This window comes from Lentzea cavernae, from assembly GCF_014653695.1.
GTDB lineage: Bacteria > Actinomycetota > Actinomycetes > Mycobacteriales > Pseudonocardiaceae > Lentzea > Lentzea cavernae.
The window spans coordinates 167494-191154 of sequence record NZ_BNAR01000013.1 but is presented as its reverse complement, the minus strand read 5'-3'; the positions used below and the strand labels follow the sequence as shown (position 1 = coordinate 191154).

Genomic DNA, 23661 nt, shown 5'->3' with positions numbered 1-23661 from the left:
GCGCAGGAGGTCGTGTAGCTGTCCGATGGCGAAATCGTGCAACGAGACGGATGGCGCGCTCAAGATGGGGCACTCCTGATCGGCCGGGGAATCAGGTCGTTTTGCGATCCCTGACGGGGTGGAATCGCGAATGAATTCTCTCAAGCGGCCACATGCCCAGGTCAAGAGCCAAGGGGGTTGCGTGCGACACTCTCCACTGTGATGAAGATTGCACCACTCGGTCTATTGACTCGGGTGTTCGTGCCTGTCATTGAGAGTAATTGCGTCTGTGCGTATGGGTGTGCTATGTGCAACCGCCATTGGTTTCGCAGAGTGAGGTTTGTGTTAATCAAGCTCCGCGTGGTATTGCGATCCGAATGGCGCCCGTTTGTCCCGGTACAAAAGAAACGGGGGTGTCCGCCGGAGCGAACACCCCCGTTCGGGGTTGTTTCACAAAAGCTCAGTTGTGCGACTTCGCGCACCGCGCTTTGCCGGGACAACTGCGGATCATGCGCACCGACGGCGCCTGGTCGATCGTGGCCGGCGGGTTCACCGCGCCGCCGGGCCACTGCACGGAGATCGCGATCGACGCCGCGTTGTTGTCGTAGTTCTTCTCCAGCAACGAGCGGTCGGAGTTCACCACGTTCACAACGTCGTAGGTGCCGGACTTCACCTGCGTGAGGTCGAGCCACTGGAAGTCGACCTCGTGCTTGTAGTCGTCGCCCGAGCCGACCGAGATGCCGAACATGACGTCCAGCGCGGACGGGTTGTGGTGCTCGCACATGTGTCCGCGAAGGCGTTGTGCCAGCTTGCCTTCCGGGCTGTCCGGGTTCGACGGACGGTGCTCGAGGTCGTCGGACACCTTGTAGCGGTCGCCGATGCAGAAGCCGTTCTTGCGGTCCGTCACGACCACACCGCCGTCGGGCGTGCGCAGCTGGAAGTACTCGAAGTTGAGCAGGTGCCAGTGCGTGTGCGTGGGCGCGGGCTCGTAGTAGGCGCCGGCCGGGGTCTCCCGCCGCGCCTCGTCGTACGAGCCGGCGATCGAACCGTCCACACCGGACTGGACGGCCTGCCGCACCTTCATCGTCGGCGTGGCGGTGTTGTCGCGGTGCGCGTGCAGCAGCAACGGGCCGTCGCCGACGTTGTCGATCGACGTCGTGAACCGCAGGCGAACGGCCTGGGCGGTGCCGCCGCGGTTCATGCACTTGCCGCGGGGCGCCGAGGCGTCCTCCACGAGGCAGACGTCCCACGCGCGGCACAGCAACGGTGCGCCGTCGTAACCACCGGGGCAGCCGATGGGCGCTTGGCGGAGGTCGGGCAGCAGCGGCGCCGGATCGGCCTGGACGTGCTGCGAGGAGACGAGGTTGACCGCGGTGAAAGTGAGTGCTGCGATCACCGCGCCGATTCTGCTGACCATGCGGTGTTCTCCTGGGTCGTGGAACTCCTGGCGTCGCGCAGGAGTGCGTCCGTCACGGAGTTGGAGAGCTCGACGCTCGAGTTCCAGCTCGTGACGTTGGGGTAGACGTGGGCGGTGGTGGCGAGCCGCAACCGCGTGCCGGGCACCTCGACGGGCGGGCGCTTCGTGAGGTATCCCAACGGGTACACCGGCTCGACGAACGGCGCCTTGAACACGCGCACCTCGTCGACGTCGTCCGGCGTGAGGCCTTCGTGGACGCTCAGCAGCTGCTCGGTCCACCGGCGGGCGATGCTGTCCGAGTCCTCGCGGTACAGCGCGGACTCGCGGTCCGCGTAGTGCATGACGTACACGAGGTGCCGGTCGCCGTAGCGCTCGGAGCCGGTGAGCGGCGTCATCTCGATCACGCCGTCGAAGTCCGTGCCCGACCGGATCACGGGGGCCCAGTAGTGCCCGGACAACGGCTTGCGCAGGAAGAACACCGTGTTGACGACGCCCTGGTACGGCAGCTGGACGTCGGGCAGCCGCGGCGCGAGGTCGGCGTCGGCGATGGCCCGCAACGCCGGCAGCGGGACCGTGGAGACCGCGTGGTCCGCCTCGATCGTCTCGCCGTCGATCAACGTGACCAGCACGCGGTCTTCCGAGGCTTCGAGCCTGCCGACGGGAGCGGAGGTGCGGACCTCGCCGCCGTGCGCCTCGATGGAGGCCTTCAGCGCGTCGATCACGCTCTTGTAGCCACCGGCGGGGTAGCCGCGGACGGCCTCGTTGCTCTCGCGGCCCAGGCGCTGCCACACGTACAGCGCGGGCACGTCGCCGAACGCGGCGCCGAACTTGGCGCCGAACATCGGGGCGAGCAGCATCGTCCAGATCTTGTCGCCGTACAGGCCGCGCAACCAGTCCTCGGTGCGCATCCCGTCGAGGTCCTTGCCCTGCCCCAACCGGCGCAGCAGCAACGAGACCACGCCGAAGCGGATCCGGTTCACCAGGCTCAGGGGCGTGAACCGCAGCAGGTCCAGCGCCGAGTTGAACGAGCGGTGCTGGCCCTCGACGACCATGCCCATCGTGGTGGGGTTCCAGCTGACGCTCTCGCGCAGGCCGACCTCGTCCAGCAGCGCCAGCAGGGCCGCGTCGGTCGGCATCACGCAGTGGTAGAAGCGTTCCACGGAACGGCCACGCGAGGTGAAGAACGTGCCGAGGCCGCCAAGCTGGTCACCGGCCTCGAGGAGCGTCACGGCCATGCCCTCGCGGGCGAGGCGGTGAGCGGTGGCGAGGCCGCAGATGCCCCCGCCGACGACGACAACGCGCTGGGGCATCAGAGCTTCCGGAACGGGACGGGCGCGAGGCGGTCACGCGTGAGCAGGAGCAGGTACTGCTTGAGCGTGCGGCCGAGCCGGAGCTTGCTGGCGCCGGGCTTGCGGTCGTAGCGCAGGTGCAGCGGGATCTCGCTGACGATCGGCCCGCAGTGCCGCAGCTTCAGCAGGAGCTCGACCATGCAGGCGAACCCGCGTTCCTCGACCAGGCGCTCGCCCCAGTGCGCGGCGGCGCGGCGCAGCAGGCTCACCCGGTACGCGCGAAAGCCGCTCGTGAAGTCCTGGACGCCGTCGAAGTGCAGCACCTTGCCGAACACGACGCGGGCGCCGCGCGAGAGCAGCCGGCGCCACTGCGGCGCCGTCGAGTCGTCGCCGCCCGCGACGAAGCGGGAGCAGATCACGACGTCCGCGCCGGCCTTGATCTCGGCCAGCATCGCGGGGAACACGCCGGGGTCGTGCGTGTCGTCGGCGTCCATGACGATCAGGACGTGGTCGGGCTCGGCCTCCGCGAGCGCCGCCGTCAGTCCTGATTGGACGGCCTGGCCGAGCCCGAGGTTCACCGGGTGCGTCACCAGGCGCACGTCGAGCCCGCGCACGCCGGCCACGCAGGCGCCGGTGCCGTCCGACGACCCGTCGTCGACCACCCACACCGTGATCCGGTCGGCCAGGTCGGTGGCGGCGATGCGCGCCAGCAGCGACGGGAGCGCCACGGCCTCGTTGTAGGCGGGCAGGACGACGTGCACGTCGCCACACGTGCGGATCGGCTTCTGCACGATCGCGACGGGCTCACCGGCCGAATGCCGGATGCCGTGTTCGTCGACTCTCACTCAACGCCCCCTTCGGTGGCTCGTGGATGGTGGAGTGAATTATTGACACCGCGTGCTAAAGCTTTGAGGCGGCCCTGGGTGAGTTCAGGGCAGGAACAACGTCGAAACCTCACCAACCGCAATCACGCGGGACACTGAAGAGGGAATATTGATACCCGAAGAGATGATTTCTCAGAGTTCATTCACTCTTTCGTGCGCTCCTGCGGCCCTAACTCCTTCGATCGGATGATCTTCCATGAGGCGATTCTCGGCGGTTGCCGTTCCCGAAGCACCAACGCCCGCGCGCGAGGCCGAGGCCAGACGCCCCTCGCAGCGCCCCCTCAAGCCGTCCTCGGTCGGCAGGGACGTGCTCAGCCGGGTGAACGCGGTCGCGGTCCTGCTCGTCCTCGCGGACGCCGTGACGCTCGCCGCGGTGTGCGCGCACCGGGGTCTCGGCTGGGGCTGGAGCGCCGCGGTCGTGGCCTCGGCGGTCACGATCAGGGGAGCCTGGCGGCTCTACCGGCGGCGGCTGTGGCTGTCGTGGTTGCAGGACCTGCCCCGGTCCGCGGCGAGCACCGCCCTGGCGTTCGCGCTGTTGTCCGGCATCGGCCTGATCAGCGGTTCCGACGCGCGTGAGCTCGCCGCCGCGCAGTGGGCGATGATCGTGTTCGCGCTGGTCATCGAGCCGGTGCGGTGGTGCGTCTTCGCGTTCGGCCGGTGGTGCCGGCGCAAGTTCGACCGCTGCGACCGCACGATCATCGTCGGCGCGGGCGAGGTGGGCGTGAACCTCGCGAAGACCATGCTGGAGCACCCGCAGTTCGGCCTGCGGCCCGTCGCGTTCGCCGACTCCGGGCCCGATCCGGACCGGCAGCCGCCGTTGCTCGAGGTGGTCGAGGGCGACCTGGCCGACGCGATCGTGCGGCTCAAGGCGGGCACGGTCGTGCTCGCGTTCTCGCACACCCGCGACTCCCCGCTGGTCGAGGCCGCGATCACCGCCCACCGGCTCGGCTGCTCGACGCTCGTCGTGCCCCGCATGTACGAGCTGCACCCCGACGGCCCCGGCATCGAACGGCTGCGCAGCTACCCGCTGATGCGCCTCGGCACCGCGCCGACCAGCAGGCCGACCTGGTGGATCAAGCGCGCCGCCGACCTGCTGCTGGCGGCGTTCGCGCTGGTCGTGCTCTCGCCGGTGATCGGGCTGTGCGCCCTGGCGGTGCTCGTCGAGAGCGGCCGGCCGTTGCTCTTCCGGCAGGTCCGCGTCGGCATGGACGACCGCACGTTCACCCTCTACAAGATCCGCAGCGTCCGGCAGACCGGCGAGGACGACTCGCAGTCGACGTGGTCGGTCGTCGGCGACTCCCGGGTCGGGCCGGTCGGCCGGTTCCTGCGCCGCACGTCGCTCGACGAGCTGCCCCAGCTGTGGAACGTGCTGCGCGGCGACATGTGCGTCGTCGGGCCACGCCCGGAGCGTCCTGGTTTCGTTCGCGAGTTTTCCGCAATTCACGAGCTATATTGGGCGCGCCATCGCGTTCCGACCGGCTTGACGGGGCTCGCTCAAGTGCACGGGCTGCGAGGTGACACTTCCATCGCCGACAGGTCTCGATACGACAACTACTACATCGCCAATTGGTCGTTGTGGCTTGACCTGAGGATTCTACTGATGACAGCGGGTGAGTTGTGTTGTCGGAGAAATCGCTGATTCGTCGATTCGCCGTTGTCGCCCTCGTACTTCTTTCGAGTGCATGTGCGGTCAGTGCCGCGGAGTCCGATCCGATCATCACCGGGCCGGTGCCGAAGCCGCTGGCGCCCTGCGCGTGGTGGTACGGCATCGGCGACTCGCCCTCGTCGTGGGAGATCCGGTCCGCGGCCAAGCACTACGACGTCGTCGTGCTCAACGCGTGGGAGACGGCGGCCATGCGCAAGCTCCACGAGCTGAACCCCAAGGTCAAAGTGCTGGTGTACAAGGACTTCTCCAGCACGCGCAACTACTACGGCGCGGTCGAGGGTGATCGCGACGCCAAGTACCTGCCGACCGGGGTCGGATACGTCGCCGCGGAGCGGACCCAGCCGGAGTGGTTCGCGATCAGCACGCTCGGGCAGCGCATCGAGTGGAACGGCTACCCGAAGCACTGGCAGATGACGGTCTGGGACCCCGCCTACCAGAAGGCCTGGGCGGACGCCGTGGTCGGCGAGGTGCTGCGCGAGGGCTGGGACGGCGTGCTGGCGGACAACGACTTCAGCTCGCTCAAGTACTACTCGCCGTCGGTCATCGCGGGCACCGCTGACGCCGCGGGCTCGGACCGGCTGCTGCGCGACGGCCTCGACGGCATGCTCGCGCTCACCGGTGACGCCCTGGAGAAGTCCGGGAAGATGCTGGTCCCCAACGTCTCGGAGTCGCAGCTGACGCCGGGACGCTGGTCGGCGCACTCCCGGTACGCGGGCGCGATGGAGGAGAACTTCGGCCTGCAGGGCGACGACGGCACCGGCGAGCTGATCACGTTCCAGGGCAACCAGTTCAAGGAGCAGCGCGCCCAGGCCGCGCTCGGCGAGTCGTGGCTGCTGCTGATCACGCACACGAAGTCGGACAAGGAGGAGCGCGTCGGGTACGCCTCGGCCGCGCTCCTCGCGAGCCCCCACACGTGCTGGACCAGGGCCCAGCCCGACTACAAGAACCCGTACTGGTCGGCGTACCAGGACGCGCGGCTCGGCGAGGCGGTCGAGACGGCCAACCGCCTGCCGAGCGGGGTGTGGAACCGCCGCTACTCGGGCGGCTGGGTGGCCGTGAACCCGACGAAGACGTCCGTGCTCCTCACGCCTCCGCCGGGCCTCGTGACGTTGCGCGGCGAACCCGTGCCGGCCCAGTTCGACCTGCCGTCCGCCGACGCCGTCGTGCTGGTCAACGGTCCGCGGCGGTGAGCTTGCGGTAGAGGTCGAGGTGCCTGCGGGCGCAGACCTCCGGGGTGAACCGCTCCCGTGCCCTCGTGGCGAGCCGGTCTCCGGTGCTCGCGGGATCGGGATCGGCGAAGAGGGCTTTCAGCCGTGCGGCGAGTGCGGGCACGTCGCCGGGCTTCGGGCAGTCCTCGCCGGGGATGCCCAGCATGTCCGCGACCCCGCCGGTGTCGGTGGCGACGACGGGTTTGCCCGCCGCCATGGCCTCCGCGACGACGAGCGGCTGCTGCTCCATGGTGGACGGCAGCACCAGGGCGTCGTGGTCGAGCAGCAGTTCCGGGACGTCGGTGCGGAACCCCAGGAACCTGACCCTGGTCGAGAGACCCCGGCGCGTCACCCGGCCCTCCGCCTGAAGCCTTTGTGGACCGTCGCCGACGACCGTGAGCGTCGCGTCCTCCGGCATCGTGGTCTCCAGCGCGTCCAGCAGGTCCAGCAAGCCTTTGCGCTCCACGAGCAGGCCCACGAAGATGAGCTTGCGCACCGGCTTGACGGGCGGGATGGCGGCGCCGACGTCGACGCAGTTGTCGATGTGGGTCATGCGGTGCGGGGGCACGTAGAGGCGTTCGCGCAGGAACCTGCCCATCTCCCTGGCGGGGACGACGGTGCGGTGCACGACGCGGGCGACGGCGGCGTCGGCGGCCAGCACCGCCCTCGTGTAGGCCGGGGGAGGGGTGGCGCCGCGGACGTTGCGGAACCACGGCTCCGCCACGTCGTCGGGCACGCCGTGGTAGGTGTGCACGATCTTGGTGCCGGTGGTGGCGAGGCCCGCGCTGACCAGTCCGGATCGGCGGTCCTGGGCGTGCACGACGTCCGGGCGCCAGGCTTTCAGGGCGGCACGCGCCTGCCGTGCGGCGGCCACGTCCCCCTTGCGCATCACCAGGGTCTCCTCGAAGAACGGGTCGATCAGCTCGGCGCCGCGCCTCGGCCGGGGGCCGAACACGCGCACCTCGGCGTCGCCCGACTTGGCCAGCGCGGCGGCCAGGCGCACCGTCACGTCCACCGGGCCACCGCTGTCCTGGGTGAGCAGGTAGGCGATCCGTGTCATCGTCGTCCTTCCTCGGCGACCAGCGTCGCGGTGAGCGTCGCGATCCGGTCGGTCATGCGGTCGCGGTCGAACAGGGTCTCCGCCCGCTGCCGGCCGCGTTTGCCTTCCGCGGCGGCGAGTTCCGGGTCGGCGAGCCTGAGCGCAATCGCTTGCGCCAGGGCTTTCACGTCTCCGGCCGGGACCACCTCGCCCGCGTCGCCGATGCTCTGCCCGACACCTTCGACGTCGAACGCGACGACCGGGCGCCCGCAGGCCATGGCTTCGAGCGGCACCAGGGCCATGCCCTCGGCGCGGGAGGGCAGGACCACGACGTCGGCTTCGGCGTAGAACGCGTCGACCGCGTCGCTGTGGCCGTGCCAGCGGACGCCGGAGTGGTGCCCGGCCTGTAGTTGCGCTGCCATCGGACCGTCGCCGACCATCAGGAGTTCGGCGTCGGGGACCTTTGCGAGCACGTGGGGCCAGGCTTCGAGCAGCAGGTCCTGGCCCTTCTGGTGCGCCAGCCTGCCGACGCACACCGCGGTGGGGACGTCGTGGGCTTTGGGGCTCGGGGTCAGGCTTCGGGTGTCGATGCCGTTGAAGACGACCTCGGCCCGTGCGCTGACCTTCGCCGTGCGGCCGGCTTGCAGTTCGTCGTCGCTGACGCAGAGGAGCGTGGTCGTCCAGCGGGACGCCGCCGCCTCCCAGAGGCGACACGCCTTGCTGAGCGCTCCGGTGGCGACGCGGAACGACCACAGGTGGGGCTGGAAGATCGTGGGGGTGCGGCCGCGCAGGACGAGCCTCGCGAGACCGGCCTTGGAGCTGTGCAGGTGGACGACGTCGGGAGTCAGTTTTTTCATGACCTCGCGGAGGGAACGGAGTTCCAGCGCTGTGCGTGGTCCCGGGCTTCGGGTCGCGTGCCAGGTGTGCACCGGGATTCCGGCTTTGCGCGCCTGTTCTGGCAGCCAGCCGTGCGGAGGGCAGGCGATGCCGACGTCCCAGCCGCGTCGTTGCTGGGCTCGGGCGAGGGCCAGGACCACGACGGCGACGCCGGCCTCGACCGGTTGCGTCACGTGGAGGATCTTCACGCGCGCTCCTTCAGTCCGATGAGGACGGTGCGGTTCAGGGGGAGGGCGATCGCGCAGTAGGTGGCGAGCAGGACCAGTCCCGTTGTGATCAGGCCGGTGACGGTCGTGCTGTCGGGCAGGAGGGTGCTGACGGCGTAGCACGCGAGGGCGGCGCCGAGAACGCCGGCGATCGTCCGGATCGGGATGGGGAACGCGAGGCCGTTGCGCCTGAGGACCAGCCAGGTCACGGGCACCAACAGCCACACCACGGTCACCTGGGTGATCGCGACCGCCGCCGGGCCGAGTCCGGTGGTGAACACCAGTGCGGTCAGGAGCGCCACGAGGTGGGCGGCTTCGAGGGCGAGGTACTGGCGGGCGTGCCCGGCGGCTCTGATCACCTGGTACCAGACGTGCAGGAGGCCCAGGCCGAGTCCGTAGCCGCAGAGCAGGGAGAGCAGACGCGCCGCGCCCGCCCACTGCTCACCCAGCACCACGATCCCGTGTGCCGACAGCGCGACCGTCGCGTACAGGCCACCGGTGATCACCAGGGTCGCGGTGGTGAACCGCCGCAGCGTGTCCGGGAGCTGATCGCTCTGTCCATTTCGGACCAGCTCGGCGCAGATCGGGAACAGCACGCCGCCCAGCACGACCGCGATCATGATGTACGGCACCCAGGCGATGCGGAAGGCGAGGCTGTAACCGCCCACCGCCTCCGGGCCGAGGACGTGCCCGATCGCGAGGTAGTCGACGTTGATCAGCAACACCGCGATCAACGCGCCCGGCCCCACGACCACGAGCCACTGCGCCGCTTCCGCCGCCGCGTCCCGGTCCCAGGTGGGACGGATCCGCGCGCCGGCGACGGCGGCGAGCACGGGTTGCGCGACCGCCGTGCAGAGCAGCCCCAGGACGAGCGCCGTCGGCCCGGTCCCGTTCGCTGCCAGGGTGACCGTGACCGCCGCGCCGATGAGCATGCCGCCCGCGTCGGGGAGCATGCGCCGCCGGAAGTCGAGTTCGCGGTGCATCAACGCCATCTGCACACCGCCCGCCGCGGTGAACGGCAGGGTGAGCGCCGCGAGCCGCAGCATCCCGGAGGCGTCGGGCGCCCCGAGCGCGGCGGCGATCGGGTTCGCGGTGGCGACGAGCACCACGGCGAGCACCGTGCCGGCCGCGACGCTCATCGTGAGCACGGTTCCGGCGGTCCTGAGGGGATCGAGGGCGGTCCGGCTGACGATGTCGTAGACGCCCATCGCCTGGATCACCTGGCCGATGTTGACGATCGACACCGTGAGCGCCACCGCCCCGAGGTCGGCTTCGGTGAGGAACAGGGCGAGCGCGAGGGTCACGACGATCTGGCTGCTCTTGCTCACCAGGTTGACCGCGAAGAGCCACAGCGACCCCCGCACCGCCACGTCTGTCATGCGTTGCGCCGGACGTGTCGTGCCGCGAACACGGCCAGCACCACCCAGGCCACGACGAGCGCCGCCCCGTCCAGCGTCACACCGGCCCGAGCACCCACAAGGCTTTTCACAGCCGTGTCAACGAAGTAGAGGTGCGCGAACGGAACCACGACCAGCAACGTCGCCACACCGGCCCACCGCCAGTGGCTGTCCCTCCTGCGCCGCCAGCACACGACGGCCAGCGCCACCATCGCCGGAACCGCGATCAACACGTCACCCGGCTGATGCACGAGCGCCACCACGATGCCAAGGCACACGAGCAGATCCGCCGCCTCCGACCCGTTCTCGGTCCGGTCGAGCCTCCGCGCGAGCAGCGCCGTCACCGCAAGAACCCCGCACAACGCCAACAACTCCGCAGCAGGCGGCAACCACCCGGTCACGCGGAAGAACACCGCGGGCAGGTCAACGCGCTGAGCCGTCATCGAGTCGACCGCCCCGTACCCGGTGCTGCTGGCCCACTCGAGGTTGCGCGAGATGACGTCGAGGAACTCCCGCACCCCACCACCGCGCACGATCAACAGCCCCGCCACGGGCAGACTCGCCACCGCGGCCACCGCCGTGCCTTGCAGCGCAACCCTCCGATCCCCGCGCACGAACAACAACAGCGCCAGCGGAAGCCCGAACTGCGGCTTGAGCCACGCGAGAGCCAGTGCCACCGACGCCCAGCCAGGACTCTTCGTGCGCAGCAACAACGCCCCGGCCACGCTGACCGCGATCAGCGGGTTCACCTGGCCGATGTACATCTGCGCCTTGCCGACCTGGCTCGTCACCAGCAGCGTGGCGATCACAGTGCTGCTGGCGACGAGCGGCAGACGTGCGCCGTTGGCCGCCATGACAGCGAGTCCGATCAGGAGCACCAGACACGCCAGCGCGAACGCCACCGCGCCCACCCGGTACTCCGGCAGCGCGAACGGGAGGTGCAGCACCAGGTGGTAGGGCTGGTAGAGGTTGAAGTTCTGCCGCACCGGCCAGTGGTCGAACATCACCGCCGGGTCGTACGGGTTGCCGCCGTTCATGAACTCGCGGATCGGGAAGTAGAGCGCGTCCCGGAAGTCCTGCATGCGTTCTTCGGGCAGGTTCTGCTCTGTGGGGAGGGGGACTTCCCACGACGGCTTCAGTGCCCGGAAGGCGCTTAGGGCACCGGCTAGGGCTACCAGGGTGATGCCGATGGTTTTGGCGAGGCCGGGTCGGTTGGTCGTGGTGATCATTCTGGTACCACCGCTACTACTACTGAGGTTGCTGCGAGGGCGGTCAGGGCGGCTAGTGCTGCTAGGGCGGTGAGGGTTGTTGCGGCCAGGATCACGGGGAGGTTCTGCGGGTGGAGGAGGGTGGGCCACCTGAGTGCTAGCTTCACGCCCGTTTTGGGGTGGGGGGTCAGGTCGTCTTGGCTGGACTCGGCGTCTGCGGTGGGCTGGTTGTTCGAGGTGGCGGCCTTGGTGGTTGCCTGCGCGTTGGCCACCGCGTTCTTGGCTGCCTCGGGGTTTGCGGACGCCTTCAAGTCGGTGGCCGCCTTTGGGCCGGCCACTGCCTTGGAAGCAGGATTGGGGTCCGCGACCCCGTTCGAAGCTGGCTTCGGGCCATCCACCGCCTTCGTGATGGCCTTCAGCCTGGCGACCGCATCAGTGGCTGGTTTCGGCTTGGCCACCGTGTTTGTGGCCGCCTTCGGGTTCGTCACCGCCTTGGTGGCTGGCGCGGGGTTCGTGCCCGCGTTCGCAGCCACCCTCGGCTTGGCCGCGTTCGCGGCTGCCTTGGGACTCGCCGCAACCCTCGCGGCCGCCTTCGAGCCAGCCACCGCCTTTGGGCCAGCCACCGCCTTTGGGCCAGCCACCGCCTTCGAGCCAGCCACCGCCTTGGCGGGCGCCTTCAGACCGGCCGCCGCCGTCGGGATCGATTCGGACTGACCGGCCCCCAGGGGGGCGCGAGCCCCCACTCCTATCGTCCCAAGCAGGTCTGACATCTTCGCCGAGATCACGCCAGCACCACCGCCACCAGCACCGAAGAGGCCGGCAACACCGCAAGGGCCGTCGCCAGGTCGTCGCGCCGAGCCCGGTCGCTCGACGCGACCGCGATCACGGCCGTGCCGTCGGCGGGCTCCGAAGCCTTGTCCGGCAGCGCCCGCGCGAGTTCCTCCGCCCGCTCCACCAGCGACGGGCTCACCGGCAGCACCCGCACCGGCCGGGCCGCCGCCACGCACAACGCCGTGAGCCGCGAAGTCAGATCCGGGTCATCGTCAGCAGCGACGACAACGGGGTGACCGATGCCCGCGGTCGAGAGCGCGGCGCGCACGTTGCCCCGCAGACGGCGCAGCGCCACCACGGCCACACCGGCGATCACGGCGGCGACCAGGGCGAGCCCGGTGGCGAGGCGCCAGTCCGGCGACACCTGCGTCGTCTCGGGGCGCGGGTCCACGAGCCGGAAGCGGGCGGCCGGAGCCAGCAGGTCGGCGTCGATCACGGCCTTGGCCACCGCGGCCACGGCGTTCGAGGCGTGGTCCGACGAGTCCGCGCGCACCGAGATCCGGGCCACGCCGGACGCCGGGACCAGTTCGACGGCGATGGCGTCGGCGAGGCGGTCCGGGGTCGTGCCCGCCGCGCGGGACGCGGCGTCGAGGACGGACGGGCTGCGGACCAGTTGCACGACAGCGGGTGCGGCGAGGGAGGTGACCTCGCCGAACTGGGCGCTGTCGGGTGCCACCGGGGTGGCGAGCAGGGTCAGCCTGCCCTCGGACACACCGTCGCGCATCGCCACGGCCAGCAGCACGGCCGCGCCTACCAGCACGGCGGCCAGCACGCCTTCCACCACAGCTCTGGGAGCCTTCATCGTCCCTCCAGGACGGTACGAAGCAGTTCGTCGTAGGACTTCATCAACGTGTGCGCGTCGGCCGACCCGTCGTGGGAGGCGGCCACCGAACGCGCTGCGGGGGAGTGGAGCAGGCCGCGCAACGCCTTCGCGGTCTGCGCGGGGTCGCGGCGCGGCACGAGGATTCCGCCGCCGCCGGACAGCACCTCGCGCACACCGTCCACATCGGACGCTACGACGGGGCGGTCCGCCGCCAGTGATTCGAGGAGCGCGATCGGCATGCCCTCCCAGTCGCTGGTGAGCACGGTGACGTCCGCCGCCTCGAGCAGGTCGCGCACGTCGGTGCGGGTGCCCAGGAAACGGACGCGGCCGTCGGCCCTCGCCTCCAGCGACGCGCGCAGGCTGCCGTCGCCGGCCAGCCACAGCTCGCAGTCGCCGGGGACCTGGGCCCACGCGTCGAGCAGCACGTCGTGCCGCTTCTGCGGTTCCAGCCGGGCCGGGCACAGGGCGACCGGCACGCCGGGTGGGGTGCCCAGCCGAGCGCGCACCGTCGCCCGATCCGCGGAAGGCGCGCACGGGAAGACGGCGTTCGGGATCACGGCCACGGAGCCGAGCCCGGCGTCGCGCAGTCGAGCGGCCGCGGCCGAGGCGACGGTCACGACGACGGTGGACACCCGGTTCAGAACGCGGACAGCGCCAGGCACGTCGGCCTCGTCCACGCCGTGGAACACCGTCACCACAGGCCGTCGCGGAGAGGCCATGCGAGCGACGAGCGACGCCGAGACGTTGTGCGCCAGAACGACATCGGGCCGGAAGCGGCGCACGGCCGCCCGGACGGCCACAGCCGCGCGGAGCACACCGAGAGGCGAGCGGCGCGCCACCGGCACGTCGAACACGGGAACCCCGCCGGCACGAACGGTGTCGACGCGGAAACCCCCGCCGCTCGCCACCGCGGACTCCCAGCCGACGTCACCGCCCGCGAGTGCCATGCCGGCCACGAGCGCCTCCGCGCCGCCCGCGCCCATCTCGCTGATCACGTGGAGAACGCGCATCGACTCTCCTTCAGGCACCGCTGTTCGATCGCCACGGCGAGGGCGACGAGCGACCACAGGGGCAGGTAGTACTGCTCGGACAGGAAGATCGAGGCGATCAGCACGGCGATCAGCGCCGCCTGCACGGCCACGGCCTCACGCCGGTCCGCCACGCGGCGCAACGCCCGTTCGCTCGCCACGAACCCGAGCGCGATGAACGCGATCAGCAGCGCGAAACCCGGAACGCCGAGCTCGGCGGCGACTTCGAGGAACAGGTTGTGCGCCACGGGGGTCTGCTCGTCGATCTCCGCGTTGTGCCCGGCCGCCGCGTACTCCTGGCGGAACCCGCCGGGCCCGACGCCGAGCACCGGGTTGTCGGCCAGCATCCGCGACGCCGCCTGCCAGCGCAGCATCCTGGTGTCGGCGTTGGTGCCCGCGATGTGGCTCTTCTCCTGGAACGCCCGCGACAGCTCCGCCTGCGCGGTCGACGCGAACACCAGCGCCGCCACACCCGCGACGGCCGCGGTCACCGCCACCGCGCGCACCGGCAAGGCCTTGCGCGCGATCAACCACACCAGCGCGCACGCCAGCGCGATCCCCCCGCCACGGGAGAAGGTCGCTGCGGTACCGGCCACCAGCACCGCGCCCAGCACCAGCAACACGATCCGGGACCGGCCGCGAGCAGGAAGGGCGACCAGCAACGGCATCGCCGCCACGAGGAAGAACGCCAGGTCGTTGGGGTCCTCCAACGGCCCGGTGGCGCGCAACGAACCACCGGCCACGCTGAGCAGCCCGCCCGCCGCGGCCACGACCGCGCCGGCGACCGTCGCCGCGAGCAGCGCGCGGACCGGCACCTCCCGCGCGGCCACGTCGGCGAGCACCACCGTGATCACCAGGAACGGCACCCACCGCACGAGGTACTCCATCGTGAACGGCTCGGCCTCGTGCACAGCCGAAGTCGCCAGCAGCACCACCGCCAGCAAGGCGATGATCAGGTGCAGCGGATGCGGCGCGGGCAGTCGCCGTTCCCGGTAGAGCGAGAAGAGCCACACGCCGATCAACAGGGCGGGCACGATCTTGGCCGACTGCCCGTGCACCTGCAGCAGGTAGCCCTCCAACGGGGCCAGTGCCACCGTGCCGCAGGCGAAGACGCGCAGCAGGACCGTCAGCCACATGCGACGGGATCCCGTTCGCGAAGCCGGGAACCCGCGACCCGGTCGACGTGCTCACCGGTTCCGACCACGTCGAAGTGCTGACGCAGCAACGACAACACCCACCCCAGCAGCTCGACCTTCTGCGTGCCGGGGATCGCCATGCCGGGGAAGAACTCCATCCCGGGCGCCTCGGCACCGGACAACACGTCGGTCGGGTGCAGCAGCAGCGACGGGGAGACCTTGCGCGCCAAGCACAACCGCAACGCCGTGCGGAAGTAACCGCGCGCCAGCCGGGGCGAGATCTGGTGCAGCTGAAGCAGGTACGCGCCGTGGATCGGCACCCGCAGCAACGGCATCGTCGTCACCGGCAGCTCGACCACTCCGTTGCCACGCCAGCGATACGCCTTGTTGGGAGCCCGGACCTTGCCGAACCCGCCGAACAGGTCCTCGCCGCCGTCCGTCGAGCCCGCCGTCCGGTTGTGGTAGGCGCGCGCCAGCGGCCCGATCCACGTCGGCAGCACGCTGGCGTCGTAGCGGTAACCGCGCCGCGCCAGCACGTCCAGCAACGCGGGCGTGACGCTGTACCCCGGCCCGCGGAACCCGACCGGCCGCGGCGCCCCGGCGGCCATGATCGCCTCCTCGGCGCGCATGACCTCCTTCTCGACGTCCTCGTCGGAGAACCGGTGCAGCCACGGCTGGTGCCAGAACGAGTGGTTCGCGATCTCGTGCCCGGCGGCGACGATCGAGGACACCGCTTCGGCGCCGTCGTCGCGTTCGGCGTCCGCGCCCACGACGAAGACCGTGGTGGTCAGACGCTGTTCACCGAAGACGTCCAGCAGGCGCGGCACCGCGGACGGCAGGAAGCTCGGCCTGCTCTCCCAGCGCGGGTCGCCGTGCGTGCGCAGGTACGCCCACAGGTTGTCGAGGTCCAGCGACACGCTGGCCACGGGCTTCACCGCTGACCCCCGGCGGAGACCAGGTCCTGGGCGGGCCTGCGGGTGGCGGACCCGAGCACCAGCACCCCGGACACCACCAGCAGGATCCCCAGCACGACCCACCACTCGCGCTCGGCCGCGATCTGATCGCCCATCAGCGCGAGCCCGGCCACCGAGCTGATCACCACCGTGGTCGCGTCCATCGACGCCACCGCGGAGGTGGCGGAAACGCGTTGCAGCGCCGTCGCGAGGCACGCCTGCCCGACGAACGCGGCGATCACCATCACCCACGTCAGCGGGTGCAGCACCAGGTCGAGCAGCGGCTTGCCGGCGACGTTGCGCGCGGCCACCGCGACGACCGCGAACGCGATGCCGGCGAGCACCGGCGTCGCGGCCTTGAGCGTGCGCGCCAGCGGGAGCACCGCGAGCGTCAGCAGCCCCAGCACGACCAGGGCCGGCACCAGCGGGAGCTCACGGGCCGTGGACGGCGCCGCCGCGCCCGTCAGCAGCAGCAGACCGCACGCCATCACCACCAGCACCGCGATCTCGACGCGCCGGATGCGCCAGCCGAGCAGCAGCACGCCGATCACGGTGGCGAGGCCGACCGCGGACGACGACCCCGCCTGCACGAGGTAGAGGGGCAGGTCCTCCCGAGCGAGGAACGCGAAGAGGAAACCGCCCACCTGACCGGAGAAACCCAGCAGGTACAACCGATCCGACGCTAGACGGGCGAGCAGCCCCACCCCGCTGCCGGGACGTGCGTCGGCCCTCCGAGCGGCGACGGTCTGCGCGACTATCCCCAGGCCGTAGAGGACAGTGGACACAGCGAGTGCCAGATGACCGGACATGAGCGCGGACACTACGACACGCTTGTACGCCAACACTTTCGAGCGATATCCCAGGCAACTCTTTCGAGTGAACGTGAGCGGGATGTGCCCGGATTCGTCAAGATCGATGAAGTACCTTGCCGCGGTGCGGGAAACGAACACCGTGACGATCGTCTGCGGCACAAGACCGGAACTGATCAAACTCGCGCCGCTCGTCGAGCACTTCGGCAGCGCGTGCACCATGATCTACACCGGCCAGCACTACGACCGCTCGATGTACTCGCTCATCCGCCGTGATGTGCCGGAACCGGGCGGTTTCCACGAGCTGCGGCTGGGCGGCCTGCGCCGAGGTGACCAGCTCGGCCGGGCGGTCTCGGCCGTGGACGAGGTGCTGGCCTCGGAACGCCCCGGCGCCGTGATCGTGCAGGGCGACACGACCTCCGCCCTCGCGGGAGCGTTGGCCGCCAACGCCTGTGACGTGCCGCTGGTGCACGTCGAGGCGGGCCTGCGCAGCTACGACCGGGCGATGCCGGAAGAGCACAACCGGGTGCTCATCGACCACCTCTCCGACCTCTGCTGCGCGCCGACGCCGTTGAACCGCCACAACCTCCTGGCCGAAGGCGTCGCCGACCGCCGTATCGCCGTCACCGGCAACACCGTCGTCGAGGCGCTGGCCCACGCGCTGCCCTCACCCGAGGAGCAGGACGCCGTCCTGGGCGACCTCGGCCTGAAGCACGACCGCTACGTCCTGGCGACGATCCACCGCCCGGAGAACGTGGACGACGCCGGCAACCTCGAGACCATCCTGCGCGAGCTCGGCGGCCTGCCGCTGCCCGTGGTCCTCCCGCTGCACCCGCGCACCGCGCAGCGCATCACCGCGTTCGGCCTCGGGAACCTGCTCCACGGCCTGCAGGTCATCGACCCCCAGCCGTACCGGCCCTTCCTGGCCCTGGCGCACGCGTCCGCCGTGATCGTGTCGGACTCGGGTGGAATCCAGGAGGAGGTGAGTGTGCTCAAACGGCCCGTGGTGGTCGTGCGGCGCAGCACCGAACGCCCGGAGATCGAGGGCACCTTCGGCACGCTCGTCCCTCCAGGCCCGCTCGTCGGCAGCTCCGTGATGGCGTGGCTGGACGACGTGGAGGGGCACAGGGCCGCGCTCCAGGAGATCCCGTCGCCGTACGGAACGGGGTCGCCGTCCGAGCAGATCGCCTCAGCGGTGCGCGCGATGCTGGAACCGTTGCGAGAGCCCGTCACCGCCTGACGGTGAGATGGGCGGTGTGGCCGCGCCCCCCTACGCCGCGGCCACACCTGGTCCTACAGCCGCACCAGCTTCATCGGTTGGTCGGGGGCGACCTCTTCGGCAGGGGTCTCGTCCTGCTGCTCCTGCAGCGAACGCAGCGCACGCCCGGAAGCGAAGACCGCCCGCCACGTGTCCCACACCGCGATGAGGGCCGCCGACAGCACCACCGACGCGGCGACGGCGAGCACACCGTCGTCGTTGATCAGCACCACGGCGGCCACGACGGCCCACAGCTCGATCGCCGTGAAGACGACCGCGAAGAAGACCCGCTCCGTGTGCTTGCGGCGTGCACGCGCCATCTGCTTGCGAGATCCGGGTTCCGGCAGAGTGTGGCGCTTCATGATGTCTCCCCTGATGACTGCCTTGTGGCTTGTGCACCAAGGAAAGCGCCATGGGGCCGGAACGTCTGCGTCATATGCCGCACAACGAGCGCAGTTCGTCCTCGCGTAGAATTTCGATGTGCGTGCGGCGAGTCACGATGATTCCAGCTTCCCGCAACGTCTTCAACGCCCGCACCAGCGTCTCACGCGAGATGCCCACGATGTTGGCGAGCTCGCGCTGGCTGAGCGGCACGGTCGCGATCATGTCGTCGACGTCCCGGTGGGCGAGGCCGAGCAACATGCCCGCCACCCGCTGCAACGAGGGCCCCGTCCGCAGGTCCTGCTGGTCGGCCGCGGCCCGGGCACGTGCCACCACGACCCGCAACACGGCCCACATGAGCCTCGGATGCCTTTCGCACAGCCGGATGAACGCGGCAGCGGTGATCACCACCCCCTCGACGTCGTCCACCGACGTGAGCGACGCAGACCGCCCCTCCCCGTCGATCGCGGCGAGCTCACCGATGATGTCACCGGCACCGCGCACGGCGAGCAACGTCTCCTCGCCACCGACGCCGAACCGGCTGACCCGCACCCGCCCGCGCGCCACGACGAACACGTTGCGCGTCTCGTCACCCTGGTGGCAGATCACGGATCCGGCGCCGAACCTCCTGCGGGTCGCCGCGGCCAGCACCGCCGCGCGGTCGCCCTCGTCGAGCATCCCCCAGAACGACCGGCCGATCCCCATGCTTCCATGATTCACGGACCAGCCCGGCGGTCACTGCCCCGATCGATCTAATCGCACCACCTTCGCGGCGCCGCGGGTAACGCTCCGCCACGATCTTCCGACGGATCCGGCGGGCGACACCGATGACCCACTCGTCTTATCGGCTGAAATCTCCGACCGCGCAGCCCGAGCGGTCGTTGGTGTGAAGGGAATCCTGCTGTAGTTACGCACGAGTGTCTGCTGTGCGAGATCCCACGGGGTGGAACTGGGCCTTGTGCGTCAAACGGCGCGCAACCCGGCCGGTCGGTCTGGTACACGACGAATCGGCTCGCCGGTAGCAGCCGGCGTCATGTCGTGGGAAGGACGGTCGTGCCCCTCTCTCCACCGACCGAACACCGGACGATCGTCGTCGTGGACGTCGCCGAGTTCACCCGTCCCGACAGAACCGTCGCGGACCACCTGGCGGTGCAGCGAGGTCTCTACGACGTGGTGAGGGCCGCGCTGACCGCCGCCGGAGCTACCTCGGACGACTGCGTGATCGAGGACCGCGGGGACGGCGCGCTGATCCTGATACGGCCGTCCGTGTCGAAGAGCGAGCTCGCCGACAAGCTGCCCGACCGCCTCGCTGCGGAGATCCGCCGCCACAACGCGACTCACAGTCGAGCGGCCCAGTTCACCCTCAGGGTGGCCCTGCACGCCGGCGACATCCGCAAGAACGAGCACGGCTGGGTGGGGAACGCCGTTGTGCTGGCCTGCCGAATCCTCGACTCGGAGGAGGCGAAGGTGGCGTTGCGCAGCTCCGACCAGCTCGTCGCCTTCATCGCGAGCTCGTACTTCTACGAAGAGGTCATCTCGCAGGACCCCGCCAGCGCGCCGGGGTCCTACCGCCGCATCGACGTCTCCGTGAAGTCGTTCGAGGGGCATGCCTGGCTGCGCCTGCACGGTGCGGGGTGGGAGACCGGCACGGCGCCTCCCGCCCTGGTCGCGGCACCGGCACGAGACGACGACGTCGTCGTGCGGGCCCTGTTCCCCGCCGATGAGCTGAAGGTCCTGCAGGGCCTCCTGTCGGGGGTGGAGACGGACCGCCTGCCGCTGATCGTCAACCGCGCCACGCGCGCCAGGATTCCCATGCCTCGTTTCGCTTCGGTCTGGGACGCCTTTCTCGACCTGGCCGACGTCAACGCGGATTCCGACGGAATTCCTCCCGCTGTCGAATTCCTGGAGTTGCTGGCAGCGGAGCTCGACGACGACAATTCCGCTGAACTGAAGGCTTGAGTGGCGCAGAAGTTCCAGAAGCTGAGGCGCACAGGTGAGCGGCAGGAGCGCCACGAGGTCAGAGTTCTGTTTCCAGCCGAGCCGTTGCTGCATCTGATGATCATGATTGAGATGGACTCCATCGATGAAAGCCGGTGCCTGCTTTCCCTCTGGCGTCAGGACGATCCGCTGGAGTGGCCGCCGGCTCGCGGCGGGTTGTACGAGCTGTCAGTGGATGAACTGAAGCGGCGAATCGACGATGTCATCGTCACATCGGAGAGCAAGTGGTCCGACCAGGCTATTTCCGTCGTCCTCGAATTCGTGGTGGCCCGATCACTGCTGCGAATGTCGATAATGGGGTTGCGCAAGGAGCGGGGTTCGGGATCGCCGCGGCCGCGCGTCTATGATTGTGCTCTGGCGCTCAGGTCTCTCGAGCGAATGAGATCCGCCCACTGGCACCGGTTTTAGCGCATCAGGTGGGACTCGGCCGTAGATGACAACCCGTCGTTGCTGAGAATTCACCCGTACGGACCAGCGGAAACCAAGGAAAATCCGATCGACGCCGCACTCAGTGAATCCACATGGGTTGGAATTGTCATGGACGAGACACCTTCCGCGTATCCGGATCCGAGCGCTAGGCCCGACGCGCCGACCGTCGGCGTGCCGGGCCGCCACCGTGACGCGCACCTGGCCGCGATCGACGACCATCTCGTCCGGGCTCTCGTAATGCTGCTCGACGACCCCGAATCAAAATCGTTTCCGGCGGACCTTCTTCGCCGCCGTCGAGTGGAGGCAGCATATGAGGGCGCGTGAACGCGGCGAAGACCGGCGTCCGGTGGGAGTCGACGTTCCGGACTGGTGGATATATCGCGGCACGGGCAGGGAGATCCACGACATCGACCTCGCGGAGATACTTCCGCCTCCGCCGCCGTGGCGCAATTTCCAGGGCGGGCCCGTTCGGGAGAACGACGTGCCGCCGGGTGACGAGGGTGAGGCGGATCGCAGGCTCGGGCCGGAGATCAACCTGGCCGAGTCGGATGTCGACGCGCACGAACTCGACGTGGTGAACGCCGCTTTGTACTTGCGCAGGCCGTTGCTGCTGACAGGAAGACCCGGCGTCGGAAAGTCCTCACTCGCCTGGCGCATCGCCAGGGAACTGAGGCTTGGGCGGGTGCTCTGCTGGTCGATCACCAGTCGCACCACGCTGAACTCCGGGCTGTTCGATTACGACGCCATCGGCCGGTTGCAGGCGGCTGCGAGTCAGGCGCAGTCGGAGAATCGCGAAGAAGTGTCCATCGGTGAATTCGTGAGGCTCGGACCGCTGGGCACCGCGTTCCTGCCGGGCAGGCTCCCGCGAGTCGTCCTCATCGACGAACTGGACAAGTCCGAGTCGGACCTGCCGAATGATCTGCTGAGCATTTTCGAGGACGGTGAGTTCGTCATCCAGGAGCTCGCTCGCGTGCGCAACCAGACGCGCGAGGTCACCGTCCACACCAACGACCCCAACGGGACAGCGACCGTCGTCGACGGCAGGGTCGGCTGCCGCGCGTTCCCGGTCGTCGTCATGACCAGCAACGGCGAGCGTGAGTTCCCTCCCGCGTTCCTGCGCCGGGTGCTGCAACTCGAGATCAAGGACCCGACCGTCGAGCAGTTGGCCGCCATGGTCGCCAATCATCTCCTTGACGACAATGGAGAACACCGCGAACGGCTGGTGCGGGAATTCATCGACAAGAGCCGCGCGGAGGGTGGCCTTCCCGCCGACTGCCTGCTGGATGCCGTCTACCTCGCGTCGTCGGGCGCGTACCGGCCGGACGACGCGGCGTGGCAGAGCCTGCTCGACGCGTTGTGGCGCAGACTGACGACGGGGCAGTGACGTGGCCGGCCTCGAGGGCTTGAGCTGGCCCGAAGTAGCGGAAGTCGTCTGGCTGGCCGCCGCGATGCGCCGTGGTGCAACGGAAAGCGGTGAGAACGAACTCGGCGATTCCGACCCCGTGAAGCCGGTACCAGCCGAGGCCGTGAACGACGAACCGCCTTCCCCGCCACATCGCCGCCGAGCGAGCCTGGGAGTGAGCCTGAGAACGTTCCCGTCGCCGATCCCGCGCCGGCCGAGGTGCCCGAGCCCCCACTGCCTGACCGGGACGAGGGGGCGCGCGGGGAACTTCCTCCTGCAGCTGCGGTCGGGCCCGTGCTGACCGACACGCTGAGGTGCTTTCGCGCCCGGAGGTCGTCGAAGCGGGGAATCCCCCATTTCTGTTACGGGGCAACGGTCCTGGATGAAGTGGCGACTGCGGAACAGGTGGCGCGGATCGGCACCTGGTGGCCGATCACCCGTTCGAGTCCGGAGCGATGGCTCGATCTGACCGTCGTTTTAGGCGACAGTCCGTCCATGTCGCTGTGGCAGCCGAAGGTCGTCGCATTCCTCGAGATGTTCGCGCGGCTGGGCGCCTTCCGCACGATCCAGTTCCGCTTCGTCGACGTCGTTCGTGACGAGGAAGGAACGGAGGTCCCTGTGTTGCGCGGTGGTACGCCCGATGCGCCCGCGCGCGATCCCGCCGAGGTGCTCGACGTCTCCGGCCGCAGGGTCATGTTGCTGGTGACGGACGGGGTCGGGGGCGTCTGGCGTCCGGACCTGCTGAACCCGATGCTCGTTCGGTGGGCGCGGTCCATGCCTGTGAGCGTCCTGCACCTGCTGCCGCAGGGGTTGTGGGGCCGCGGTTCCGTGCCGTTGCGCCGCGCCAACCTCACCGTGCCGACCGAGATGCGCCCCAACAGCCGCTGGGCCTACGACTTGCCCGACGCCTGGATGGAGGAGGACCCGGAGGCGCACCTGCGCAACGGTGCCGTGCTCGTGCCTGTGGTCGAACTGCAGCCCCGGTACTTGAAGTGGTGGTCGCGGTTGATCACGGCCGGGCATCGCGGCCCGGCCGCTGGGACGGTGCTGCTGGCCACCCGCAAGAAGGGTGCCGCGCCGGACGGGGACGTGTCGGCGAAAGAACACGTGGGCGGGTTCAGAAGCCTTGCCTCCCCGCCTGCGTTGCGTCTGGTGACGCTGCTCGCGGCGGTTCCGGCGCACCTCGAAGTCGTGAAACTCATTCGCCATCGATTCGTTCCCGAGGCGAAAACCGAGCATCTGAGCGAATTGCTCCTGAGCGGAGTCATCCGCTATTCTCCGCCCGGCGGTGGTACGTCCACTTGGGACTCCACTGCTTTTGTCTTTCCTGAAAATGTGCGAAAGCTTCTGCTCAGCGGTGCCCGGCGGTCCGAAACCGCGGGTGTCGTGCAAACGGCTGCAGCGGCATTTGGGGATCGTATTC

Annotated in this window: 21 protein-coding genes and 1 pseudogene; 7 read left to right on the top strand and 15 right to left on the bottom strand. The window is 69.6% G+C overall.

The window, feature by feature from the left end:
• Window positions 1–439: 439 nt before the first annotated feature.
• From IE307_RS34145 to IE307_RS34135, 3 genes are read right to left on the bottom strand one after another with little or no spacing between them, the layout of a single operon-like run.
• On the bottom strand, window positions 440–1375 hold the full coding sequence (locus IE307_RS34145; RefSeq protein WP_229905351.1) for a lysyl oxidase family protein: 936 nt from the start codon (window positions 1373–1375) through the stop codon (window positions 440–442).
• On the bottom strand, window positions 1372–2706 hold the full coding sequence (locus IE307_RS34140; protein WP_191303531.1) for an NAD(P)/FAD-dependent oxidoreductase: 1335 nt from the start codon (window positions 2704–2706) through the stop codon (window positions 1372–1374). The genes IE307_RS34145 and IE307_RS34140 overlap by 4 nt, the downstream gene beginning before the upstream one ends.
• Window positions 2706–3530: a glycosyltransferase gene (locus IE307_RS34135; protein ID WP_191303530.1), complete on the bottom strand. Its 825-nt coding sequence runs from the start codon at window positions 3528–3530 to the stop codon at window positions 2706–2708. Before IE307_RS34135 ends, IE307_RS34140 begins: the two co-directional genes overlap by 1 nt.
• 235 nt (window positions 3531–3765) lie before the next feature.
• Between IE307_RS34135 and IE307_RS34130 the strand changes: the two genes are divergently transcribed.
• Together IE307_RS34130 and IE307_RS34125 are read left to right on the top strand one after the other, a co-directional pair.
• A complete protein-coding gene (locus IE307_RS34130) occupies window positions 3766–5208 on the top strand; it encodes a sugar transferase (protein ID WP_191303529.1) in 1443 nt (480 codons plus the stop codon).
• Window positions 5209–5297: 89 nt separating this feature from the next.
• Window positions 5298–6425, top strand: coding sequence for a putative glycoside hydrolase family 15 protein (locus tag IE307_RS34125; RefSeq protein WP_229905350.1), 1128 nt, complete (start codon window positions 5298–5300; stop codon window positions 6423–6425).
• On the opposite strand, the gene IE307_RS34120 is transcribed toward IE307_RS34125, so the two are convergent.
• The 10 genes from IE307_RS34120 to IE307_RS34075 all read right to left on the bottom strand — a co-directional run bounded on the left by IE307_RS34120 (window position 6406) and on the right by IE307_RS34075 (window position 16770).
• Window positions 6406–7503, bottom strand: coding sequence for a glycosyltransferase family 4 protein (locus IE307_RS34120; protein ID WP_191303527.1), 1098 nt, complete (start codon window positions 7501–7503; stop codon window positions 6406–6408). The two genes, IE307_RS34125 and IE307_RS34120, sit on opposite strands and share 20 nt — an antisense overlap.
• The gene (locus IE307_RS34115; RefSeq protein WP_191303526.1) at window positions 7500–8567 is read right to left on the bottom strand and encodes a glycosyltransferase family 4 protein; all 1068 of its coding nucleotides are present in this window, start codon (window positions 8565–8567) and stop codon (window positions 7500–7502) included. Before IE307_RS34115 ends, IE307_RS34120 begins: the two co-directional genes overlap by 4 nt.
• Window positions 8564–9964: an oligosaccharide flippase family protein gene (locus IE307_RS34110; RefSeq protein ID WP_191303525.1), complete on the bottom strand. Its 1401-nt coding sequence runs from the start codon at window positions 9962–9964 to the stop codon at window positions 8564–8566. The genes IE307_RS34115 and IE307_RS34110 overlap by 4 nt, the downstream gene beginning before the upstream one ends.
• On the bottom strand, window positions 9961–11064 hold the full coding sequence (locus IE307_RS34105) for a glycosyltransferase family 87 protein (protein WP_229905349.1): 1104 nt from the start codon (window positions 11062–11064) through the stop codon (window positions 9961–9963). The genes IE307_RS34110 and IE307_RS34105 overlap by 4 nt, the downstream gene beginning before the upstream one ends.
• Window positions 11065–11207: 143 nt before the next feature.
• Window positions 11208–11975: a hypothetical protein gene (locus tag IE307_RS34100; RefSeq protein WP_191303523.1), complete on the bottom strand. Its 768-nt coding sequence runs from the start codon at window positions 11973–11975 to the stop codon at window positions 11208–11210.
• Window positions 11972–12823: a hypothetical protein gene (locus IE307_RS34095; protein WP_191303522.1), complete on the bottom strand. Its 852-nt coding sequence runs from the start codon at window positions 12821–12823 to the stop codon at window positions 11972–11974. Before IE307_RS34095 ends, IE307_RS34100 begins: the two co-directional genes overlap by 4 nt.
• Window positions 12820–13854 (bottom strand): glycosyltransferase, encoded by a 1035-nt coding sequence (locus IE307_RS34090; RefSeq protein WP_191303521.1) that lies wholly within the window; start codon window positions 13852–13854, stop codon window positions 12820–12822. Before IE307_RS34090 ends, IE307_RS34095 begins: the two co-directional genes overlap by 4 nt.
• Entirely contained in the window at window positions 13836–15008 is a 1173-nt protein-coding gene (locus tag IE307_RS34085; protein ID WP_191303520.1) for an O-antigen ligase family protein, read from the bottom strand. The genes IE307_RS34090 and IE307_RS34085 overlap by 19 nt, the downstream gene beginning before the upstream one ends.
• Entirely contained in the window at window positions 14999–15934 is a 936-nt protein-coding gene (locus IE307_RS34080) for a polysaccharide deacetylase family protein (RefSeq protein WP_229905348.1), read from the bottom strand. Before IE307_RS34080 ends, IE307_RS34085 begins: the two co-directional genes overlap by 10 nt.
• A gap of 5 nt (window positions 15935–15939) precedes the next feature.
• Window positions 15940–16770, bottom strand: coding sequence for a hypothetical protein (locus tag IE307_RS34075; protein WP_191303518.1), 831 nt, complete (start codon window positions 16768–16770; stop codon window positions 15940–15942).
• A 124-nt stretch (window positions 16771–16894) separates the two neighbouring features.
• Between IE307_RS34075 and wecB the strand changes: the two genes are divergently transcribed.
• Complete coding sequence (gene wecB, locus IE307_RS34070; protein ID WP_229905347.1) at window positions 16895–18010, top strand: non-hydrolyzing UDP-N-acetylglucosamine 2-epimerase; 1116 nt, start codon at window positions 16895–16897, stop codon at window positions 18008–18010.
• Between the two features lie 53 nt (window positions 18011–18063).
• On the opposite strand, the gene IE307_RS34065 is transcribed toward wecB, so the two are convergent.
• Both IE307_RS34065 and IE307_RS34060 read right to left on the bottom strand, forming a co-directional pair.
• The gene (locus tag IE307_RS34065) at window positions 18064–18390 is read right to left on the bottom strand and encodes a hypothetical protein (RefSeq protein ID WP_191303516.1); all 327 of its coding nucleotides are present in this window, start codon (window positions 18388–18390) and stop codon (window positions 18064–18066) included.
• Between the two features lie 70 nt (window positions 18391–18460).
• The gene (locus IE307_RS34060) at window positions 18461–19114 is read right to left on the bottom strand and encodes a Crp/Fnr family transcriptional regulator (RefSeq protein WP_229905346.1); all 654 of its coding nucleotides are present in this window, start codon (window positions 19112–19114) and stop codon (window positions 18461–18463) included.
• Between the two features lie 348 nt (window positions 19115–19462).
• Between IE307_RS34060 and IE307_RS34055 the strand changes: the two genes are divergently transcribed.
• From IE307_RS34055 to IE307_RS47350, 4 genes and pseudogenes are all read left to right on the top strand, one after another.
• Window positions 19463–20368, top strand: coding sequence for a hypothetical protein (locus IE307_RS34055; RefSeq protein WP_191303515.1), 906 nt, complete (start codon window positions 19463–19465; stop codon window positions 20366–20368).
• Window positions 20369–20815, top strand: a complete 447-nt coding sequence (locus IE307_RS34050; RefSeq protein WP_191303514.1) for a VMAP-C domain-containing protein — start codon at window positions 20369–20371, stop codon at window positions 20813–20815. It abuts the gene before it with no gap.
• A gap of 331 nt (window positions 20816–21146) precedes the next feature.
• On the top strand, window positions 21147–22220 hold the full coding sequence (locus tag IE307_RS34045; protein WP_191303513.1) for an AAA family ATPase: 1074 nt from the start codon (window positions 21147–21149) through the stop codon (window positions 22218–22220).
• Window positions 22221–22409: 189 nt separating this feature from the next.
• Window positions 22410–23600 (top strand): annotated as a pseudogene (locus tag IE307_RS47350) (SAV_2336 N-terminal domain-related protein); the annotation flags it as partial.
• Between the last annotated feature and the right edge of the window lie 61 nt (window positions 23601–23661).